This window comes from Cyanobium sp. FACHB-13342, assembly GCF_014697415.1.
Classification (GTDB): Bacteria; Cyanobacteriota; Cyanobacteriia; order PCC-6307; family Cyanobiaceae; genus Cyanobium_A.
Genome location: NZ_JACJRT010000010.1, coordinates 1 through 17,148 on the forward strand (window position 1 = coordinate 1; position 17,148 = coordinate 17,148).

Genomic DNA, 17,148 nt, shown 5'->3' on the forward strand with positions numbered 1-17,148 from the left:
TTTGAAACCTTCTACACGAAGAACATTCTTCTGAATGAAGGTCTGCGTGCCTGGATGGCACCGGCTGACCAGCCGCACGAAAACTTCGTCTTCCCTGAAGAGGTTCTGCCCCGCGGCAACGCCCTCTGATTCCTGGGTTCACTCGGTTTTGGATTGCTCAAAGCGCCTCCACGGGGGCGCTTTTTTCTTGGCTACATTTCAGGGGTTCTGTCAGCAGTGATGTGGTGCCGTTCGTGCCTTCGGGCCCGGCTGGCGCCGAAGGCATCGCCGGCTGACGCCAATCCCCACAGGAGGAGGTGCCCGTGAGTTCCAGTTGTTTCACCCAGGGTCTGCTGATCGCGGAGAACGCCCTCTAGTTGGTTTCGCGGCTGAATCAGGCCCGGCGAGAGCCCCCGGTGCTGCGGTCTTCGGACCCCGGCACCGGGGGCATCGTTCATGGAGCCTGCCCCCGGAGCTGCGTGTCATTGTGCGCAGTGGCACAGGGCCAGGGGCTGGGGCTGTGATACCGGGTCAAGATGTGTGCGGCGCATTGCGCCTACTCGTGTGAGGAACCCATGAAACTCTTTAAGCAACTCCTGGTTGCTCCTGCAGCTCTTGGTCTGCTGGCCCCTGTGGCCGCTACCGCTGCCGAGCTCAACCTGGACGGCGTCAACAAGTACGCCGCCGAGGAGCAAGTCACCAGCATCTCCCAGTTCTCTGACGTCAAGCCCACCGACTGGGCTTACCAGGCTCTGTCCAACCTGATCGAGCGCTACGGCTGCGTTGCTGGTTATCCCGATGGCACCTACAAGGGTGGCCGGGCCATGACCCGCTTTGAAGCGGCTGCTCTGCTCAACGCTTGCCTCGACCGCGTCACCGAAGTGACCGACGAGCTCAAGAAGCTGATGGCTGAGTTCGAGAAGGAACTCGCCATCCTCAAGGGCCGCGTGGACGGTCTTGAGGCCAAAGTGGGCGAACTGGAAGCCAACCAGTTCTCCACCACCACCAAGCTGAAGGGGATCGCCACCTTCACCATCGGCGGTGCCTCCAACGGTGTCGTCAACCCAATTGCGAACCAGACCGTTGCTGCTGCAGCAACCGGTCTCCCTGTTGTCACCCCCGCCGCTGTCCAGGCTGAGCGCGTCGCGTTCAACTACGACGTCAAGCTGATGCTGGACACCAGCTTCACCGGCAAGGACCTGCTGCGCACCACCCTGCGCTCCGGCAACGCCGGTGGCTCGGTGTTCGGTGGTGGCGGTTCCGCCCTGCTTGAGAGCTACTTCCAGCAGGAAGGCAACGGCAACGACACCGTCACGATCGATCGCCTCTTCTACCAGTTCCCGATCGGTGAAAACTTCACCGGTACCTTCGGTGCCAAGGTGAGCCAGGGCGACATGCTGGCCATGTGGCCCAGCGTGTACCCCGCTGATTCGATCCTGGATCGTTTCACCACCGCCGGTGCCAACGGTGCTTACAACCTCAACCTGGGTGCCGGTGCCGGTATCTGGTACGAGAAGGAAGGCTTCAGCGTTAGCGTGAGCTACGTCTCCAACGAGTACGCCGCTCCCTACAGCTACCAAACTGAGATCACCGGTGGCGGCCTCGGTGATGGCAGCACTACCACGGTTCAAGTCGGCTACGCCGGCAACAACTGGGGTGCCGCTTTTGCTTACAACTACACCGAAGCGGCCAGCTTGGTTGGCAACTTCAGCTTCCTGCCCACCCAACTTGACGTCTACAACACCGCAGGCGTCAACAACTACGCCCTGAGTGCCTACTGGCAGCCTGAGGAGTCCGGTTGGATCCCCTCGATCAGTGCCGGTGTGGGTGCCCAGCAGTTCAACGGTGACTCCAATGTCTCCGATGATGCTTGGTCCTGGATGGTTGGCCTGCAGTGGGCCGACGCGATCATCAAGGGCAATGCCTTCGGCATCGGCCTGGGTGAAGCCAACACCGAATTCAACCAGTTTGCTTTCGAAGTTTGGTACAAGTTCCAGGTCACCGACAACATCAGCGTGACCCCCGCGATCTTCTGGATCGAGAACGGTGGTGCAGATGTTTTCGCTGGTACTACCGAAGACAGCTTCGGCGCCGTGCTGAAGACCACCTTCAAGTTCTGATCCTCAGAACCAACTGGGGCCGGATCCCTCACACATCTCCGGCCCTTCGTCCTCCACTTCTCAACACACCCTCAATCAACCCCGGCTCGCGCTGGGGTTTTTTGTTGGCTGCCGATTCTCCTGGGCGTCGCGGCCTGCGTTCCTAAAGTCGCGTGCAAAGCCCTGTTGCATGCGGAGGCGTTTCCCTGGCTGCTGCTGATTTCCCTTCCGATCCCTATCGCGTGCTGGGCGTGTCGCCTGCGGCCACCGCTGCCGAGATCAAGGCCGCCTACCGCGCCCTGGTGAAGCGCCATCACCCCGATGCCGGCGGTGACGACCGCACCATCCTGGAGCTCAATGCGGCCTGGGAGGTGCTGGGCGATGGGGACCGTCGCCGTCACCATGATCACCGTCATCAGCCTGTCGCCGCTGCAGAACCCGGGGGGTCTGGTGCCGCCGTCAAGCGCGGCCGCGCCCAGCCTGGTCGTAGTGCCGTCCAAGACACCGCGCTACAGCAGTGGCTGCAGCTGGTGCATGCGCCGATTGATCGCCTGTTGGCTCAGGTGATCAACCCCTTCCCCTCGCAATTGAAGGCGCTGTCGGCCGATCCTTATGACGACAGCCTGATGGAGGCTTTCTGCACGTTTTTAGAGCAGGGCCAGGCACGCCTAGAGAAAGTGGAATCGCTCTATCAATCCCAGCCTTGTCCGCCCGGAAGCCAGGCCTTTGCCCTCGATCTCTACCACTGCCTCAGCCTGGCGAAGGATGCGCTGGCGGAGTTGGAGCGCTACACCATGGGCTATGTGGATTCCTACCTCCACGATGGCCGCGAACTCCTGCGCCAGGCCCGCTTGTTGAGGCAAGGCCTCCAGGCCCAGCGGCGGGAATTAGGCCTCTGAGCTCTCCCTTAGGTTGGCGATCAAGGCAAGCTCAGGTGAAAACAGGGCGGATAAATATCCGCCTAGAACCATTAACAGCAAGCTGAAGTAAAACGCGGCGAACAACACGGTGTGGGTGGTGAGCGGAAACAGAATCACGAACAGCGTGGCTCCATAGGGTGATGCCAGGGCCTGGCGTTCGGGCGTGGCCAGGAGAAACCAGCGCCAGCCCAGGCCAATGGCCAACAGCAATCCAGCCAGCCCAAGCAACCCAGTTTCAGCCGTTACTTCCAGGTAGATGTTATGAGCGTGCTGCGGCTTGCTTCGTTGCTGATGGGGCGCCAGCTGGGCATACAGTGGATAGGCCGGCCGAAAGGCGTTGATGCCCACACCTGTCAGTGGTCGATCGTGAATCATCTTCAGGCCAGCATCAATCAAGAAGCCGCGATTACTGCTGAAACGATTGAGCGAATCAAACAGCTGTTTGCTGGCATCCGTATCTGCCGGATTGTCTTGCAGCCGTTGCAAGGAGGACGCCATGTCCGTGGCGGATGTGGACATCCAGCCCACCCGTTGTTGCAGGGTTGGGGCCAAGGGATAGATGGCCAGCACGGCTGCGATCAGGGTGGCAGCGCCGATCAGGCGCGTGCGCTTGTTCCAGAGGGTCGAGAGGGCGATCAGCCCCAGCACCAACAGCAGCAGGTTGTTCCGCTGGCCCGAGAGGATCACCGTGACCACCAATCCGCCGGTCAGGGCGATAGCCCAGCGCTGCCGCTGCCTCAGCGGTTCCCAGAGCACCAGGGGGGTGAGCACCGCCAAAATGATGCCAAAAATGCCATTGGTGCTGAAGGGGCCATTGATCATCCCCTCCGCTTTCGGCGTGATGCCAAACACATCGGCTCCCGTGATGGCCTGCAGGAGTCCATCGCCGATCCAGGCCGCGAGCACCACCACCAGGCCTGTTTGCAGCCACTGGTGATCGGCTCGGGTGCGCAAGCCATAGAGCACGCTGATGCCCGCCAGGGCCGCTAGGGCGACGGACGCGATCTCTCCCCAGCTTTTGCTCGGGGCCAAGGAGGTGGGGATGGAGAGCAGGCCTGGAATCACCAGACACAGCAGCAGGATCCCCAGGCGCCTGGCGGGTTCGGCCACAGCGGGCAGCTCCCCCCGCAGGCTGATTGCCAGGCCCAGTAGGGCCGAGCCCACCAAGGGCACCCGGTATTCGCCCGGGAAGGGCTGCCAGGCCACCAGCAGCAAGGCAAACAACCGGCAGAGATTGGGCAGGGTGCAGGCTTGTCTCAGCGCGGCCCGCTTCGGCCACGGCAGGCGGAGCTTGTCCTTCACGCGCTAAACGCTTCCAGCTGATCCAGTCGCAGCCACACATCGGGCACGGGGCGTCGCCAGCGCAATTGGGCGTACTCCCCCTTGACGGCCAGGATTTCCCCAGGGCCCTCCACCACATAACCCGGCAGGGGGGACTCGCTGGCAGCCGCTTCCAGGCTGCCGGCGTAGGCCGTTGGTTTGACCCGCACCAGGCTGCCCTTCTTGAGCGGTGCTGGCGCTGCGTTGGTGGGGCTCACCGCGGCGGTGGGATCGGCCATGGACGACAGAGAAAGGCTCTCGTCAGGCTAAGGCCGGAGGCCACGGGCCCGGCCTGACGACCTAGCCTCCCCTGCACGCATGGGGATGAACGGATGCGCCTGTTGCTGCTGGGCTGCTCGGGGTTTGTGGGGCGCGAGCTGGTGCCGTTTCTGCTGGAACTCGGCCACGAGGTGACCCTGGTGAGCCGCCAGCCCCAGCCCTTCCCCGCCCTGGTGGGCAAGCGCCTCGCCTGCATCCGCCTTGATCCGGCCGATCCCGCCAGTTGGGCCCATAACGGGCTCGAGGCGGCCCTGGCCCAGGCCGAGGGTGTGGTGAATCTGGCCGGAGAGCCGATTGCTGAGCGCCGCTGGACCCCAACCCATTGCGAACTGCTGCTGCAGAGCCGGGTGCGCACCACCGAGCTGCTCGTCGCCGCTATGGCGCGGCAGGACCGCCCTCCCGCGGTGCTTGTCAATGGCTCTGCCGTGGGCTTCTACGGCTCCAGCCTCGAATCCCGGTTCTCCGAGGCGAGCCCCGCTGGCCGCGATTTTCTGGCGCAGATCTGTCAGCGCTGGGAAGCGGCCGCAGATCAGGTGCCCCCCGGCTGCCGCCTGGTGACCCTGCGCATTGGCATTGTGCTGGGGCCCGATGGGGGCGCTCTCGGCAAAATGCTGCCGGTGTTCCGCATGGGGTTTGGCGGGCCGATCGGATCCGGTCGCCAGTGGATGAGCTGGATTCACCGCCACGACCTCTGCCGCCTGATCGCGACGGCGTTGGAGGATTCCGCCTACAGCGGCACCTACAACGCGGTGAGTCCGGAGCCCGCCACCATGGGCGTCTTCGCTGCTGCCCTGGGCAAGGCGTTGGGCAGGCCCAGTCTGCTGCCGGTGCCGGGACCGATCCTGCAGCTGCTGCTCGGGGATGGGGCCCAGGTGGTGCTGGAAGGTCAGCAGGTGCTGCCGGAGCGGCTGCTGGCCCAGGGCTTCCCGTTCCAGTACCCCGGGCTCAGCGCTGCCCTCGCCGCTGCCACCAGCCCAGCAGCCCACTGAGCAGGGCGGCGCCCATCAGCAGACCGATCGCCGGGGTGAACAGGGGCTCCCACAGCCGTTGGAACAGCGCCAGGGGCGCCTCCACGTGCTGGCTGTGCAGGGCCACGGCCGTGGCAAACCAGATCGCCCCAGCGATCACCACGAACACATCCACCACCAGCACCGTGTCCATGGCGCCCTTGAGCTGCTGCAGGGGCCCGGGAGAGGGGTTCGGAGTGGTCATGGGGGGCTGGCCGCAAGCAGGGCCATGATCGCGGCTGCCATGGTTTGGCTGCCACCGGGCTGGCCGATCCGCTCCAGGCCGATGGCGGCGAGCTGCTGCCGCCGGGTGGGCCCTCGTTTCGGATCGGTTTGCTCGTCCAGCAGGGTGCGGGCCAAAGCGGCGGAAGCCTGGAGGCTGGGAGTCTGGCCCCTGCCCCCACCAGCCCAGTGCACGCCAGGGCCCAGCAGGCGGCGCTGGGCTTCGGCAAAGCCCGCCGTGAACTGGGGCCCCTGGCCTGGTAGCTGCAACACCGGTTTGCCCAGTCCCACGGCCTGCTCCGCTGCCGTGCCGGCCATGCAGAGCACCAGCGAGGCCTGGGGCAGAATTGCCGCAAATTGGCCCCAGGCCAGCTCCAGGCGCAGGGAGCCGCAGCTGAGATGGTCCTGCCCCTCCAGCTGCCAGCCCAGGGGGCGGGCCAGCTGGGTGATGCGATCCAGGCTGAGGTCGGGCACCAGGGCGGCCCGAAGCCTCAGGTTCTGGGCTTGCACCCAGTCGCCGGGCAGCAGCGCCACCAGCTGCAGCATCAGCTTCAGGTTGCGCGCCGCTTCCGGCAGGCGGCTGCCGGGCACCAGCAGCAATTGCGGCTGCTGGGCGGCGCCGCTTGATGGAGGGCGCGAAGGCTGCGCCGCAGGGGAGGGGCTCACCACATCCAGAAAGGGGTTGCCCAGGAAGGTCACGGGCCGGGCCAGCTGCTGGCTGAGGTCGCTGGCGGTGAGGCCATCCCGGCTCCAGATGGCCCGGATGGCCGGTCGCCCCAGCAGCCAGCTGCAGGGCCAGGGCAGTTGCAGGCGGCCCTCGTAGTGGCTGGAGTAGGCCACCAGGTACACGGCGGTGGGCAGGCCCGACAGCCAGCCCCCCAGCACCGCCAGCACGTCACCCACCGCCAGCACCAGCCCGTAGCCCTGGCGGCGGCGCCGCAGCAGCAGCAGGCGCCCCAGCACATAGAGGAGCTGGCCCTCCACCAGCTCACTCAGGCGTCCCGCCAGGCTGGTGTACCCCAGGCCTCCGGTGCTGCAGCTGCGGGTGCGGCCCAGCACCGGAATGCCCAGCTGCCGGTAGGGAGATCCGTGGCCCACCAGGGGCAGGGCTTCCACGGCGATGCCCCGCTCGCGGAGCTGGGCGGCAACCAGGGCGCCACTGAGGTCTTCCCCGTGGCCGTTGCTGACCAGCAGAACCGGTTTCAACCTGCCAGCCAGGCCTTCACCTTTTCCATGGCCTTCCAGCCGGGTTTGCGCTGGAGGCCGTCGGCGATGGCCGCGTGGAGGTCTTCGGCCATCTCGGGGGCCATCACCATCACCCGCTGCACGATCTCCACGTGCTCCCGAACCCCCTTGGCGCCGGTTTCGAGCATGGCCAGGCTCAGGTTGATGCGGGCCTGGGGGTCCTGGCCGTTCAGGCGCACCGCCGTTTTGGCGGACCGCAGGGCTTCCTGGGGCTGGTCGTCCAGCAATTGCAACCAGGCCAGGCAGGTCCAGCCGGCGGAAAGGCGTGGTTCCTGCTGGGTGATCTGCTGGAAGCTGGCGATCACTTCGGGCAGGGGGCGACCATCGTGGTAGCCCTGCAGGGCCTGCTCGAACAGCGAGGGGGCGTCGGTGGCTGTCATGGGCGCGCGGGCCTGGTCGTGCCCTCAGATTGCCACCCGGTGGGGACTACACCGCAAACGAGCTGCCGCAGCCGCAGGTCTGGCTGGCATTGGGGTTGGTGAAGTTGAAGCCACCGCCGATCAGGGCGGTGGAGAAGTCGAGCTGCATTCCGTAGATGTAGAGCAAGCTCTTGGGATCGCACACCACCTCAAAGCTGGGGGCATCGGCCGGTTCGTAGGTGTAGCGCTCGTCGTCGGAGCGGATCTCCTCAGCCGCCACGAAATCCATCGTGTAGCTCATGCCACTGCAGCCCCCGGAGCGCACGCCCACCCGCAGCACCTTGCCCGCACCCTGCTGGGCCATCAGGGCGGCCAGCTGCTTCATGGCCGGTTCGGTCACCTGAATGCCCTTGCCATCCCGGCCGGTGTGGGTGGCCGGAGCGGCGGTGGAGGGAGCTGGGGTGTCCGCTGCTGGGGCGGTAGCTGCTGCGGGCACAGGAGTCACCGTTTCGGCCGTCATGGCGCTGCCTCGGTCGCAAGAAATGGTCGTGCCTGAACTGTAGGCAGGGTGGGTTGGGCCTGTCGCTTCAGTCCCATCACCCTCAGGCCAGCGGCCCGCTCCATAGAGTCGGCACACCAAAGGAGAGCAGGGTGCGCGTCGCCATCGTGGGTGCAGGGCTGGCCGGACTGGCGGCGGCGGTGGATCTGGTGGATGCCGGCCACCAGGTGGACCTCTACGAGGCCCGGCCCTTCATGGGCGGCAAGGTGGGCAGCTGGGTGGATGAGGGCGGCAACCACATCGAGATGGGGCTGCATGTGTTCTTCTTCAACTACGCCAACCTCTTCGCCCTGCTGCGCAAGGTGGGTGCCATCGACAACCTGCTGCCCAAGGACCACACCCACCTGTTTGTGAATACGGGCGGGGATCTGCGCGAGCTCGATTTCCGTTTCGCCCTCGGCGCCCCCTTCAACGGCCTCAAGGCCTTCTTCACCACTCCCCAGCTCGACTGGATCGACAAGCTGCGCAACGCCCTGGCCCTGGGCACCAGCCCGATCGTGCGGGGTCTGGTGGATTACGAGGGGGCGATGAAGACGATCCGGGCCCTGGATCGCATCAGCTTTCAGGAGTGGTTTGTGGGCCACGGGGGCAGCGAGCAGAGCATCAAGCGCATGTGGAACCCGATCGCCTACGCCCTCGGGTTCATCGATTGCGAGGCGATCTCGGCCCGCTGCATGCTCACCATCTTCATGATGTTTGCCGCGAAAACCGAGGCCTCCAAGCTCAACCTGCTCAAGGGCTCCCCCCACCGCTGGCTCACCGGTCCGATCCTCGACTACATCCAGCAACGGGGCGGCCAGCTGCACCTGCGTCATCGGGTCACCGAGGTGCATTTTGAAGAGGCGGTGACGGGCGACACCCGCGTCACCGGGCTCACCTTGGGCACCCCCGACGGGGAGATTCAGGTGCAGGCCGACACCTACCTGGCGGCATGCGATGTGCCGGGCATTCAGCGGATGATCCCGGAGGCCTGGCGCCGCTGGCCCCTGTTTGACGCCATCTACAAGCTCGAAGCCGTGCCGGTGGCCACCGTGCAGTTGCGTTACGACGGCTGGGTGACCGAACTGGGTGAATCCCCCCAGGCCCAGGCTGCCCGGGTCGACCTCAGCCGCCCCACCGGCCTCGACAACTTGCTCTATACCGCCGACGCCGACTTCAGCTGCTTTGCCGACCTGGCCCTGGCCAGCCCGGCGGATTACCGCAAGGAAGGGCTGGGTTCGCTGCTGCAGTGCGTGCTCACCCCGGGTGATCCCTGGATCCCCAAGAAAACCGAAGAGATCGTGGCCCACACCGATGCCCAGGTGCGCGCCCTGTTCCCCTCCGCGGCCAACCTCACCCTGGTGTGGAGCAACGTGGTGAAACTGGCCCAGTCGCTCTATCGGGAAGCCCCGGGGATGGAGCCCTTCCGGCCCGATCAGCGCACGCCGGTGGCGAACTTCTTCCTGGCTGGCAGCTACACCAAGCAGGACTACATCGACTCGATGGAAGGCGCCACCATGAGTGGCAGGCTGGCCGCGGCGGCGATCCTGGGCCGCCAGGCTGCTTTGGCTACCAACACCTCTGTCGCGTAGGAGATTCCATGGGCCGTTGGCTTGAGCACAGCGTCACTGCGGAGATCCAAGCTTCGGTGCAGCAGGTGTGGGAGGTGTGGAGTGATCTGGAGTCCATGCCCCAGTGGATGCGCTGGATTGAGTCCGTGGAGACGCTGGAGGATCCCGACCTCACTGACTGGACCCTGGCGGCCCAAGGCTTCCGCTTTCACTGGAAGGCCCGGATCACCCAGCGGGTGGAGGCCCAGCAACTGCACTGGGAGTCGGTGGGAGGGTTGCCCACCAAAGGCGCGGTCCGCTTCTATCCCCAGGCCCCTGAATGCACGGCGGTGAAGCTCAGCGTGAGTTATGAATTGCCGGGGGTCTTGGCACCGCTCATGGAACCAAGCATCCTGGGTGGAATTGTCACCAAGGAGCTGCAGGCCAACCTTGACCGATTCCGTGACCTCGTCGAAAGCCGCAACCCTGAGAGCCGTCAGCTTGAAAGCCGCAACCCCTAAATCCCCTGGCGTTGTCCTCGGCGTTGCCCTCTTGCTGGCCGCCTGCGGCGGAGAAACCCCTCCAGACGTCAGCAGCCAGCCCCCTCCGTCTCCACCCCCTGCGCCCGTGGCAGCCGCTCCTGTGGCCGCTCCGGGGCCCGTGGCGGGCCTGACGCCGCTGCCCAGCACCGACCAGGTGGTGGCCTCCGTCTCCTCAGGTCGGGTGGATCCGTTCGCCCCCCTTCAGACCACTGCTACCCAGGGTGGCGTGCGTCCCGCGCTCACCCTGCCCCAAGGGTTGGTCTTCAACGGGGTGATCCGGTCCGGGGGCACGCCGGAGGCCCTGGTGCAGTTCTCTGGCGAGTCCGGAACCCTGCGGGTCGGTCAGAAGGGCGGCCGCACCACCTCCCTGCTTCCCGATGGCTGGAGTGTGGCCAGCATCGACGTCCAGAGGGGCCGACTCACCCTGCGTCAAGCGGGTCAGTCGGTGACGGCTGAGCTCTGAGGCAGCGGCCACAGGCCTCCACCAGCCCGTCCAGGTCGTGGGGATCAGCCTCCTGGTCCACACGGCCGAGCAGGTCTCGGCAGCGTTCGCTGGTTTGGGGCCCGATCGACACCACGGCCACCCCGTCCAGGCTGGCGAGCCAGGTGGGTCCATAGGCCGCTTCCAGCATCCGGCAGGTGTGCGTCACCGTCTTGCCGCTGCTGAAGGTGATGGCGTCGAGACGGCGTTGCTCTAGGGCCGCCACGGCAGCGCTGGGCAGGCCCTCCGGGCAGCGGGTTTCGTAGGCCGCCACCTCCACCACCCGGGCACCGGCATCGGCGAAGGCTTCTGCCAGCAGGGTGCGGCCACCGCTCTGCACCCGCGGTAGCAGCAACCGCAGCCCCCAGCCGGAGGCGGGGAAATGGTCCAGCAGGCTGTCGGCCACGAAGCTGGGCGGGATGAAATCGGCGGGGGCCCCGAGCGCCTCCAGCTGGGCAGCGGTTTTGCGGCCCACCGCGGCGATCTTCAGGTGGGCCGGCCGGTGGGCCAGGCCCCGGCCCAGCCGGCGGAGTCGCTGCTCCACCGCTTCCACCCCATTGCCGCTGGAGAACACCAGCCAGTGGAAGTCGTCGAGCTCGGCCAGGGCGTCGTCGAGGGGGCCCCATTCATCGGGGGGGGTCACCACCAGGGCCGGCAGGTCCACCACCGAGGCGCCCGCGGCTTCAAACAGGCGCCTGGCCTCCCCCAGCTGGGTCTCGGCCCGCGTCACCGCGATGGTGCGGCCGCGTAGGGACAACTCGGGGGCCAGGGCCATGGCGGGATCTTGGGGTCAGTCGTCCAGCTTCACCATCGTGCCGGCCTGGAGGCGCAGGGCCTCGGCTTCGGCGCTCCGGTTCTGCTGGATCAGCAGGGCGATCGCCTGGCGAAAGGCCAGCCGCGCCCCACCGATGTCGCCGCTGAGCAGCAGGGCCACCGCCAGGTTCTGTTGGGCTGCAGCCAGGTTGGGGTCGCGTTGCAGGGCGGCGCGATAGGCCGTGATCGCCTCCGGGATGCGCCCCCGACGGCGCTCGGCCAGCCCCAGGTGCAGCCAGCCCAGGGCCAGCTCCGGGGCCGCGCTGGTGGCGTCGCGGCAGAGGCTGCAGGCCTCGTCCAGGGCGCCCGGGCTCGGGGCATCGCTCTCCTGCAGCAGGGCGGCCAGGTTCAGCCTGGCCGCCAGGGTGAGCCGTGGCGGCAGGGGCAGGGCCAGGGCCTGGCGGTAGAGGGCGCTGGCGCGGGCTGGGTCGCTGCCGGTTTGGGCCATGGCCAGGTGCAGCAGCAGCTCGTAGCGCTCGGGATGGCGGTTGGCCGGGCAGTGGGTCAGCCCCAGCTCCAGCAAGGCGATGCCGCGGTCATGGTGGCCTTCGCTCACCTCCAGGCTGCCGAGCTTGGCGCAGGCGTAGGGGTCGCCGGGGTGGGCGGCCAGGTCGGCCTCCATGGCCTGCCGCAGCCGTGCGGCCTTGGCGCCGCTGGCCAGCAGCTCGGGCCTGTAGCCGTCATGGCCCAGGGCCGGTACCCCGCAATCGGCCAGGCGCCAGTGGGGTTCGCGCTCCAGGAGGGCCAGCACGCTGTCATCCACCATCGAGTGGTACGGGCGGCTCCAGTGGATGGCCGGATGGCGGCGAAACAGCCGGCTGACGTTGGAGTAGGGCGACTGGGTGGCACCCCGCTCCTCCCGCAGCAGGTTGATCAGCAGCAGATCCGGCTGCGTCATCAGGGTCTGCAGCGGGGCGCGGGCCCCGTCCAGGAGCCACTCATCGGCATCGAGCACCAGCACCCAGTCGCCGTGCACGTGCTCCAGGGCCGCATTGCGGGCCGGGGCAAAGTCCCCGGGCCAGGGCAGGTGGTGCACCACGGCCCCCAGCCCCTCGGCGATGGCCACCGTGGCGTCGCTGGAGCCGGTGTCGAGCAGCACCATCTCGTCGACAAATCCCGCCACCGAGCGCAGGCAGCGCTCCAGCCGCTCGGCTTCGTTGCGCACGATCATCGAGAGGCTGAGCATGGGCCCGGACTGGACGGAAGGCGCAGGGGGAGCGTCAGTCGGTGAAGCCGGCGCCGCCGCCAGTGTCCCCCAGCCCCAGGGCGCTGCCCAGGGCGTTCAGGGCCTCCGCCTGGGCCAGGGGCATCTGGCCGGGGCTGTACACCCCAGCAACGCCCGCCGGCAGCAGCGGCCGCAGCTCGTCCCACAGGTAGGGGCTGCCGTACACCACCAAGCCAGCCAGGCGGTCGGCGGCGGCCAGTTGGCGCAGGGCAGCCGGCCAGGCCTCGGCGCTGCCGGCACTGCCCCGGAAGGGATTGCCCCGCACGAACAGCTGCAGCAGCACGGGCCCCGGGCCGAGGAGGTCCAGGGCCAGCGGAGCTGTGGGGATGCCGCTCCACAGGCTCGGGCTGCGGCTCTCCAGCAGCACGCTGCGCCAGCCCCGGGCCTCGGGTCGCGCCAGGGCCGGGGCGGTGGGCGGCAGAAAGCTGGCCGCCAACGCCGTGTCCACCCGGATCAGGCTGATGCCGGGCGGGCTGGCCTCGGGAGCCCTGGTTGCCCCGGCGCCCGCCGCCGCAGGTGCCGTGGCCTCCAGGGTGGCGCGCACCAGCTCGAGGGCCAGGGCCTGGTCGGGCTGGGCGGCGACCTCGGGGTCGGAGTCCGCCGCCGCCGCGTGGTTCCCCCAGCGCGCCAGGGCCCGCTCGCGGCGCTCGGCACTGGCTTCTAGCTGGGCCTGGCTCAACCGACCGTTCTGGACGGCCGCCGCGATGGCCGCAATGGCGGCCCTGGCATCGGCGGGCATCAGCACCAGGTCGGCACCGGCCTCCAGGGCCAGCACCGCCGCTTCGCCAGCGCCGTAGCGGCCAGTGATCGCCTCCATCACCAGGGCATCGGTGACCACGAGTCCGTCAAAGCCCAGCTCCTGGCGCAGCAGGCCGGTGAGCACCGGCTTCGAGAGGGTGGCGGGCCGGTCTGGGTCGAGGGCCGGCAGCATCAGGTGGGCGGTCATCACCGAGGCCACGCCGGCGGCGATCGCCTGCTGAAACGGGGGCAGCTCGATCGCCGCCAGCCGCTCGCGGCTGTGGGGCAGCAGCGGCAGGGTGAGGTGGGAATCGCTGCTGGTGTCGCCGTGGCCGGGGAAGTGCTTGGCGCTGGTGAGCACCCCCTCCGCTTGGGCTCCGCGGATGAAGGCCGCCGCCAGCGCCCCTGCCGCCATCGGGTCGTCCCCCCAGGCCCGCACGTTGATCACGGGATTGGCGGGGTTGTTGTTGACGTCGCACACCGGGCCCAGCACCCAGTTCAGGCCGAGGGCCCGGGCGTCCCGGCCGGTGCACTGGCCATAGCGCTCGGCCAGGGCCACCGCCCGCTCCGGTTCCCGCCCGTAGAGCCGCCCCAGGGCCAGGGGTGGCACCAGCCAGGTGGCCCCGTCAAAGCGCTGGCCCACGCCCTCTTCCACATCGGCACAGAGCAGCAGGGGTTGGCCGGCCCAGCGGCGCAGCTGGGCGCAGCGCAGGGCCACCTCGGCGGCGCTGCCGCCCAGCAGGATCACGCCGCCGACCCCCGCCTCCAGCAGCTCCTGCAGTTCCGCATTCGCCAGCTCCCAGCGGGGATAGCCCCGTTGATGGTCGGCCAACTTGCCGCTGGCCCGCACCACCAGCAGCTGGTGGATCAGCCGCAGCAGGGCTCGATCTGAGGCGGCTTCAGAGCTCACTGGCTTCGGCCGGTTCGCCCTTCTCCTGCCGCTCTTCCTCCAGCCGGTTGAGCAGGCCCAGCACCGAAGTGCCCCGTTCAATGCCGCGGTCGAGCACGAACACCACCTCGGGGGTGCGGCGCATCTTCAGTCGTCTGCCCAGCTCGCCCTTCACAAAGGTGCTGGCGGAGCGCAGCCCCTCCATGGCCTGGCTGCGGTCGTCTTCGCTGCCAAAGACGCTCACGAAAATCTTGCAGTGCTGCAGATCGCCGGCCACCTCCACGGTGGTGACGCTCACCATCCCCTGGCTGACCCGCTCGTCCTTGATGCCGCCGATCAGCAGCTCGCTCACTTCGCGGCGGATCAGGGAGGCCACCCGCTCCACCCGTCGGCTCTGTGCCATGGCTATGCCAGTGGTGCTGGGTTCACCATCGCACGCAGGATCAGCCCCAGGCTGAGCATGCCGCTGACACCGGCCCCGATCAGGGCCACCGCCGTGACCGGATTGCGGCCCCGGGCGGCGAGGGGTTCGAACACCGAATTGGCCACCCCCAGGCCAAAGGCCACCAGATAGCGCGGGTAGCGCGTCACATTCAGGAAGAAGTCCTTCATCGCCCGGGGTGGTCGGTGTCTGCTGCGTGCTGGCTACTCTGCCGCCCAGAGGCCGGATTTGACGCATGCAGCTGCACCAGTTCAGGCATTCCGCCTTCTGCGAGAAGGTGAGGCTGGTGCTCGCCGCCAAACGCCTCGACTACACCGTGGTGGAGGTCACCCCCGGCATCGGCCAACTCGAGCTGTTCCGCCTCTCCGGCCAGCGGCAGGTGCCGGTGCTGGTGGATGGCGCCGAGGTGATCGCCGATTCCACGGCGATTGCCCTCTACCTCGAGCGGCACCATCCCGACGTGCCCCTGCTGCCCACGGCACCGGCCGAGCGGGCCCGGGTGCTGCTGATTGAAGACTGGGCCGATACGGCCCTGGCGGCGGGCTGCCGGCTGGCCCTGGTGCAGGCGGCCGCGGTGGATCCCCTGCTGCGCACGGCCCTGCTGCCCGATTCCACCCCGGGCCCCCTGCGCCAGCTCGTCAGCAACCTGCCCTCAGGGGTGATGGCCGGCATGGGTGAGGCGCTGGTCAGCGTGGTGGGAACGGCCGAGCGCCAGCAGCTGCAGACCAACCTGGAGCAACTTGCCCTGCTGGTGACCGACCAGCCCTACCTGGTCGGCGACCGACTCAGCTTGGCCGATCTGGCCGTGGCGGCCCAGCTGGGGTTGCTCAAGTTTCCCGCCAGCAGCGGAGCCCCCCTGGCGGGCCTGGGGGTCAGCGGGATCGCCGACCATCCCCTGCTGGAGCCCCTGTTCAGCTGGCGGGATCGGATTGCAACGGAGGCGGGCCGGGGTTGAGCGGCGTCAGCGCCAGCTGGTAGTGGCCGCTGCTGGTGGCCTTGGCCGCCAAGCCGAGGGCTGGTGAGGGATAGCTGGCCTGCCACTGCTCGGCGCTCACCGTGCCGTCCGGATCCAGGGCATAGCGGCTCAGGGTCTCCACCCGGCTCACCCGTGGATCGCCGGGGCCATGCAGCACCTGCAGGGCCAGCTCATCGGCCCAGAAGTGGGCTGGGTCCGGCTGGGCGCTGCGCCGCCCTACCACCGTGGATTCCAGCTGTTGATCGCCGGCCAGCACGGCAATCTGGCGGTTGGGGTTGGTGGGGTCGTTGGCCACCTGCAGCAGGGCCTCGCCCAGCAGGGCCCGGCCGATCGCGGTGGCGTTGTAGGCCCGATCCCCCACCACGGCGCCCTTGGCATTGCGCGCAAACCGCACCTGGTAGTCGAGGTCGTCGCTGTGCACCTGCCACTGGCCGGCCATCCAGGCGGGGTAGGTGAGGTCCTGCTGTCCGGGTCGGTTCGAGGGGCGCTCCAGGGGAGCGGGCAGGCGCCAGTCGGGCCATTGGCTGGCCCGCTCCGCCAGGGCGGTTGGGCTGAGCGCCAGCAGCAGCGCCAGGATGGGGGCCAGTAGGGCTCCTGCCATGTCCGATCCCCTCCTCCGGGAGCTTGATCATTACGTGGTGCTGGAGCCGGTGGGGGGGGAGCGGATCCTCACGGCGGCCGAAACCCTGGCCTGGCTGGCGGACCAGCTCGAAACCCTGGAGGTGGTGCCGGCGGATCTGGCACCCCTGCCCACCGCCATGGAGCGAGCCCAGCGCCTCCTCGAGACGGCCTGTGAGCTGGAACTGGCACCGGGCCTCGCGATCCAGTGGTTTGCGGTGCGGCTCGAGCCTCCCGGCTGATGTCCGCGGGTTGGCTCAGTTCAAGGATGGGCTGATCGTGCCGTCGGCGTGGCGCAGGCTGATGGGGGACGGCGGGGCCGCTGCCGGATCCTTGAGGATCGAGGGCAGGCCCGCCAGCACCTGGAGGGCCACCTCCGCGGGGCCATGGTCGCCCTGTTGCACATGCAGGTCGGCCTGGGCATAGAGGGGCTGCCGCTGGCCCAGCAGCTCGCCGAGGCGGACGCTGGGGTCGTCGGCCTCCAGGAGGGGCCGCGGCGTCGGATCGGCGAGGAGGCGCTCCATCAGCAGCCCTGCGGGCGCATCCAGCCACACCACCACGCCCTGGCGCATGTGGCCCCAGTTCTCCGGTCGGGTCACGACCCCTCCGCCGGTGGCCACCACCAGGGAATGCCAACCGGCGATCTGGCCGAGCACCGCCGTTTCCAGGTCGCGGAATCCGGCTTCCCCGTCGCTGGCAAAAATGTCTGGGATCGTGCGCCCCGCCACCTGTTGGAGGGCGTCATCGGCATCGAGAAACCGATAGCCCAGCGCCTCGGCCAGGGGCCGACCCACGGCGCTTTTCCCGGCCCCCATCATGCCGACCAGATACAGATTGAGGCCCTGCAGCCGCTGGGCCAGGGCATGGTGGGAGGGGGTGGTCATGGCGGGGTGGTGATGGCGTGGA

21 protein-coding genes and 1 pseudogene are annotated in these 17,148 nt (G+C 68.1%); 9 read left to right on the forward strand and 13 right to left on the reverse strand.

Annotated features, from left to right (window positions below):
• The 3 genes and pseudogenes from H6G16_RS09070 to H6G16_RS09080 all read left to right on the forward strand — a co-directional run.
• Positions 1 to 129: pseudogene (locus H6G16_RS09070) on the forward strand (photosystem II D2 protein (photosystem q(a) protein)); the annotation flags it as partial.
• Between the two features lie 425 nt (positions 130 to 554).
• Positions 555 to 2,099, forward strand: coding sequence for an iron uptake porin (locus tag H6G16_RS09075; RefSeq protein WP_190390008.1), 1,545 nt, complete (start codon positions 555 to 557; stop codon positions 2,097 to 2,099).
• A 185-nt stretch (positions 2,100 to 2,284) separates the two neighbouring features.
• Positions 2,285 to 2,977, forward strand: coding sequence for a J domain-containing protein (locus tag H6G16_RS09080; RefSeq protein WP_190390040.1), 693 nt, complete (start codon positions 2,285 to 2,287; stop codon positions 2,975 to 2,977).
• Here H6G16_RS09080 and H6G16_RS13300 read toward each other — a convergent pair.
• Both H6G16_RS13300 and H6G16_RS09090 read right to left on the reverse strand, forming a co-directional pair.
• Positions 2,966 to 4,300, reverse strand: a complete 1,335-nt coding sequence (locus tag H6G16_RS13300) for an O-antigen ligase family protein (protein ID WP_190390009.1) — start codon at positions 4,298 to 4,300, stop codon at positions 2,966 to 2,968. The two genes, H6G16_RS09080 and H6G16_RS13300, sit on opposite strands and share 12 nt — an antisense overlap.
• Complete coding sequence (locus H6G16_RS09090; protein WP_190390010.1) at positions 4,297 to 4,557, reverse strand: NAD(P)H-quinone oxidoreductase subunit O; 261 nt, start codon at positions 4,555 to 4,557, stop codon at positions 4,297 to 4,299. The genes H6G16_RS13300 and H6G16_RS09090 overlap by 4 nt, the downstream gene beginning before the upstream one ends.
• Positions 4,558 to 4,650: 93 nt before the next feature.
• Between H6G16_RS09090 and H6G16_RS09095 the strand changes: the two genes are divergently transcribed.
• A complete protein-coding gene (locus H6G16_RS09095; RefSeq protein ID WP_190390011.1) occupies positions 4,651 to 5,586 on the forward strand; it encodes a TIGR01777 family oxidoreductase in 936 nt (311 codons plus the stop codon).
• Here the strand turns inward: H6G16_RS09095 and H6G16_RS09100 are convergent.
• Genes H6G16_RS09100 through H6G16_RS09115 form a run of 4 tightly spaced genes read right to left on the reverse strand, consistent with a single transcriptional unit; the run spans position 5,543 to position 7,950 of the window.
• Positions 5,543 to 5,809: a hypothetical protein gene (locus H6G16_RS09100; RefSeq protein ID WP_190390012.1), complete on the reverse strand. Its 267-nt coding sequence runs from the start codon at positions 5,807 to 5,809 to the stop codon at positions 5,543 to 5,545. The genes H6G16_RS09095 and H6G16_RS09100 overlap by 44 nt on opposite strands.
• Positions 5,806 to 7,032, reverse strand: a complete 1,227-nt coding sequence (locus tag H6G16_RS09105; RefSeq protein ID WP_190390013.1) for a lipid-A-disaccharide synthase-related protein — start codon at positions 7,030 to 7,032, stop codon at positions 5,806 to 5,808. Before H6G16_RS09105 ends, H6G16_RS09100 begins: the two co-directional genes overlap by 4 nt.
• A complete protein-coding gene (locus tag H6G16_RS09110) occupies positions 7,029 to 7,451 on the reverse strand; it encodes a hypothetical protein (RefSeq protein WP_190390014.1) in 423 nt (140 codons plus the stop codon). The genes H6G16_RS09105 and H6G16_RS09110 overlap by 4 nt, the downstream gene beginning before the upstream one ends.
• Positions 7,452 to 7,497: 46 nt before the next feature.
• Positions 7,498 to 7,950 carry an iron-sulfur cluster assembly accessory protein gene (locus H6G16_RS09115; protein ID WP_190390015.1) on the reverse strand — a complete coding sequence of 151 codons (453 nt, stop codon included), beginning with the start codon at positions 7,948 to 7,950 and terminating at the stop codon, positions 7,498 to 7,500.
• A 131-nt stretch (positions 7,951 to 8,081) separates the two neighbouring features.
• Here H6G16_RS09115 and zds point away from each other — a divergent pair, with 131 nt between their 5' ends.
• From zds to H6G16_RS09130, 3 genes are all read left to right on the forward strand, one after another.
• Positions 8,082 to 9,560 carry a 9,9'-di-cis-zeta-carotene desaturase gene (zds, locus tag H6G16_RS09120; RefSeq protein ID WP_190390016.1) on the forward strand — a complete coding sequence of 493 codons (1,479 nt, stop codon included), beginning with the start codon at positions 8,082 to 8,084 and terminating at the stop codon, positions 9,558 to 9,560.
• An 8-nt stretch (positions 9,561 to 9,568) separates the two neighbouring features.
• Complete coding sequence (locus tag H6G16_RS09125) at positions 9,569 to 10,039, forward strand: SRPBCC family protein (RefSeq protein WP_190390017.1); 471 nt, start codon at positions 9,569 to 9,571, stop codon at positions 10,037 to 10,039.
• Between the two features lie 106 nt (positions 10,040 to 10,145).
• Positions 10,146 to 10,523, forward strand: coding sequence for a hypothetical protein (locus H6G16_RS09130; RefSeq protein ID WP_190390018.1), 378 nt, complete (start codon positions 10,146 to 10,148; stop codon positions 10,521 to 10,523).
• Here the strand turns inward: H6G16_RS09130 and H6G16_RS09135 are convergent.
• From H6G16_RS09135 to H6G16_RS09155, 5 genes are read right to left on the reverse strand one after another with little or no spacing between them, the layout of a single operon-like run.
• Complete coding sequence (locus H6G16_RS09135) at positions 10,480 to 11,316, reverse strand: uroporphyrinogen-III synthase (RefSeq protein ID WP_190390019.1); 837 nt, start codon at positions 11,314 to 11,316, stop codon at positions 10,480 to 10,482. The two genes, H6G16_RS09130 and H6G16_RS09135, sit on opposite strands and share 44 nt — an antisense overlap.
• A gap of 15 nt (positions 11,317 to 11,331) precedes the next feature.
• Positions 11,332 to 12,540: a glycosyltransferase gene (locus tag H6G16_RS09140; protein ID WP_190390020.1), complete on the reverse strand. Its 1,209-nt coding sequence runs from the start codon at positions 12,538 to 12,540 to the stop codon at positions 11,332 to 11,334.
• A 34-nt stretch (positions 12,541 to 12,574) separates the two neighbouring features.
• Positions 12,575 to 14,227, reverse strand: a complete 1,653-nt coding sequence (locus H6G16_RS09145; RefSeq protein ID WP_190390021.1) for a glycoside hydrolase family 3 N-terminal domain-containing protein — start codon at positions 14,225 to 14,227, stop codon at positions 12,575 to 12,577.
• Positions 14,217 to 14,609 (reverse strand): 30S ribosome-binding factor RbfA, encoded by a 393-nt coding sequence (rbfA, locus tag H6G16_RS09150; protein WP_190390022.1) that lies wholly within the window; start codon positions 14,607 to 14,609, stop codon positions 14,217 to 14,219. Before rbfA ends, H6G16_RS09145 begins: the two co-directional genes overlap by 11 nt.
• Before the next feature lie 2 nt (positions 14,610 to 14,611).
• A complete protein-coding gene (locus H6G16_RS09155; protein WP_190390023.1) occupies positions 14,612 to 14,818 on the reverse strand; it encodes a DUF751 family protein in 207 nt (68 codons plus the stop codon).
• A 65-nt stretch (positions 14,819 to 14,883) separates the two neighbouring features.
• Here H6G16_RS09155 and H6G16_RS09160 point away from each other — a divergent pair, with 65 nt between their 5' ends.
• The gene (locus H6G16_RS09160) at positions 14,884 to 15,603 is read left to right on the forward strand and encodes a glutathione S-transferase (protein ID WP_190390024.1); all 720 of its coding nucleotides are present in this window, start codon (positions 14,884 to 14,886) and stop codon (positions 15,601 to 15,603) included.
• On the opposite strand, the gene H6G16_RS09165 is transcribed toward H6G16_RS09160, so the two are convergent.
• Positions 15,560 to 16,225, reverse strand: a complete 666-nt coding sequence (locus H6G16_RS09165; RefSeq protein WP_190390025.1) for a DUF6816 family protein — start codon at positions 16,223 to 16,225, stop codon at positions 15,560 to 15,562. The two genes, H6G16_RS09160 and H6G16_RS09165, sit on opposite strands and share 44 nt — an antisense overlap.
• Here H6G16_RS09165 and H6G16_RS09170 point away from each other — a divergent pair.
• Positions 16,224 to 16,484: a chlororespiratory reduction protein 7 gene (locus H6G16_RS09170; RefSeq protein ID WP_190390026.1), complete on the forward strand. Its 261-nt coding sequence runs from the start codon at positions 16,224 to 16,226 to the stop codon at positions 16,482 to 16,484. The genes H6G16_RS09165 and H6G16_RS09170 overlap by 2 nt on opposite strands.
• A gap of 15 nt (positions 16,485 to 16,499) precedes the next feature.
• Here the strand turns inward: H6G16_RS09170 and H6G16_RS09175 are convergent, their stop codons facing one another.
• Positions 16,500 to 17,126 carry a shikimate kinase gene (locus tag H6G16_RS09175; protein ID WP_190390027.1) on the reverse strand — a complete coding sequence of 209 codons (627 nt, stop codon included), beginning with the start codon at positions 17,124 to 17,126 and terminating at the stop codon, positions 16,500 to 16,502.
• Positions 17,127 to 17,148: the final 22 nt, after the last annotated feature.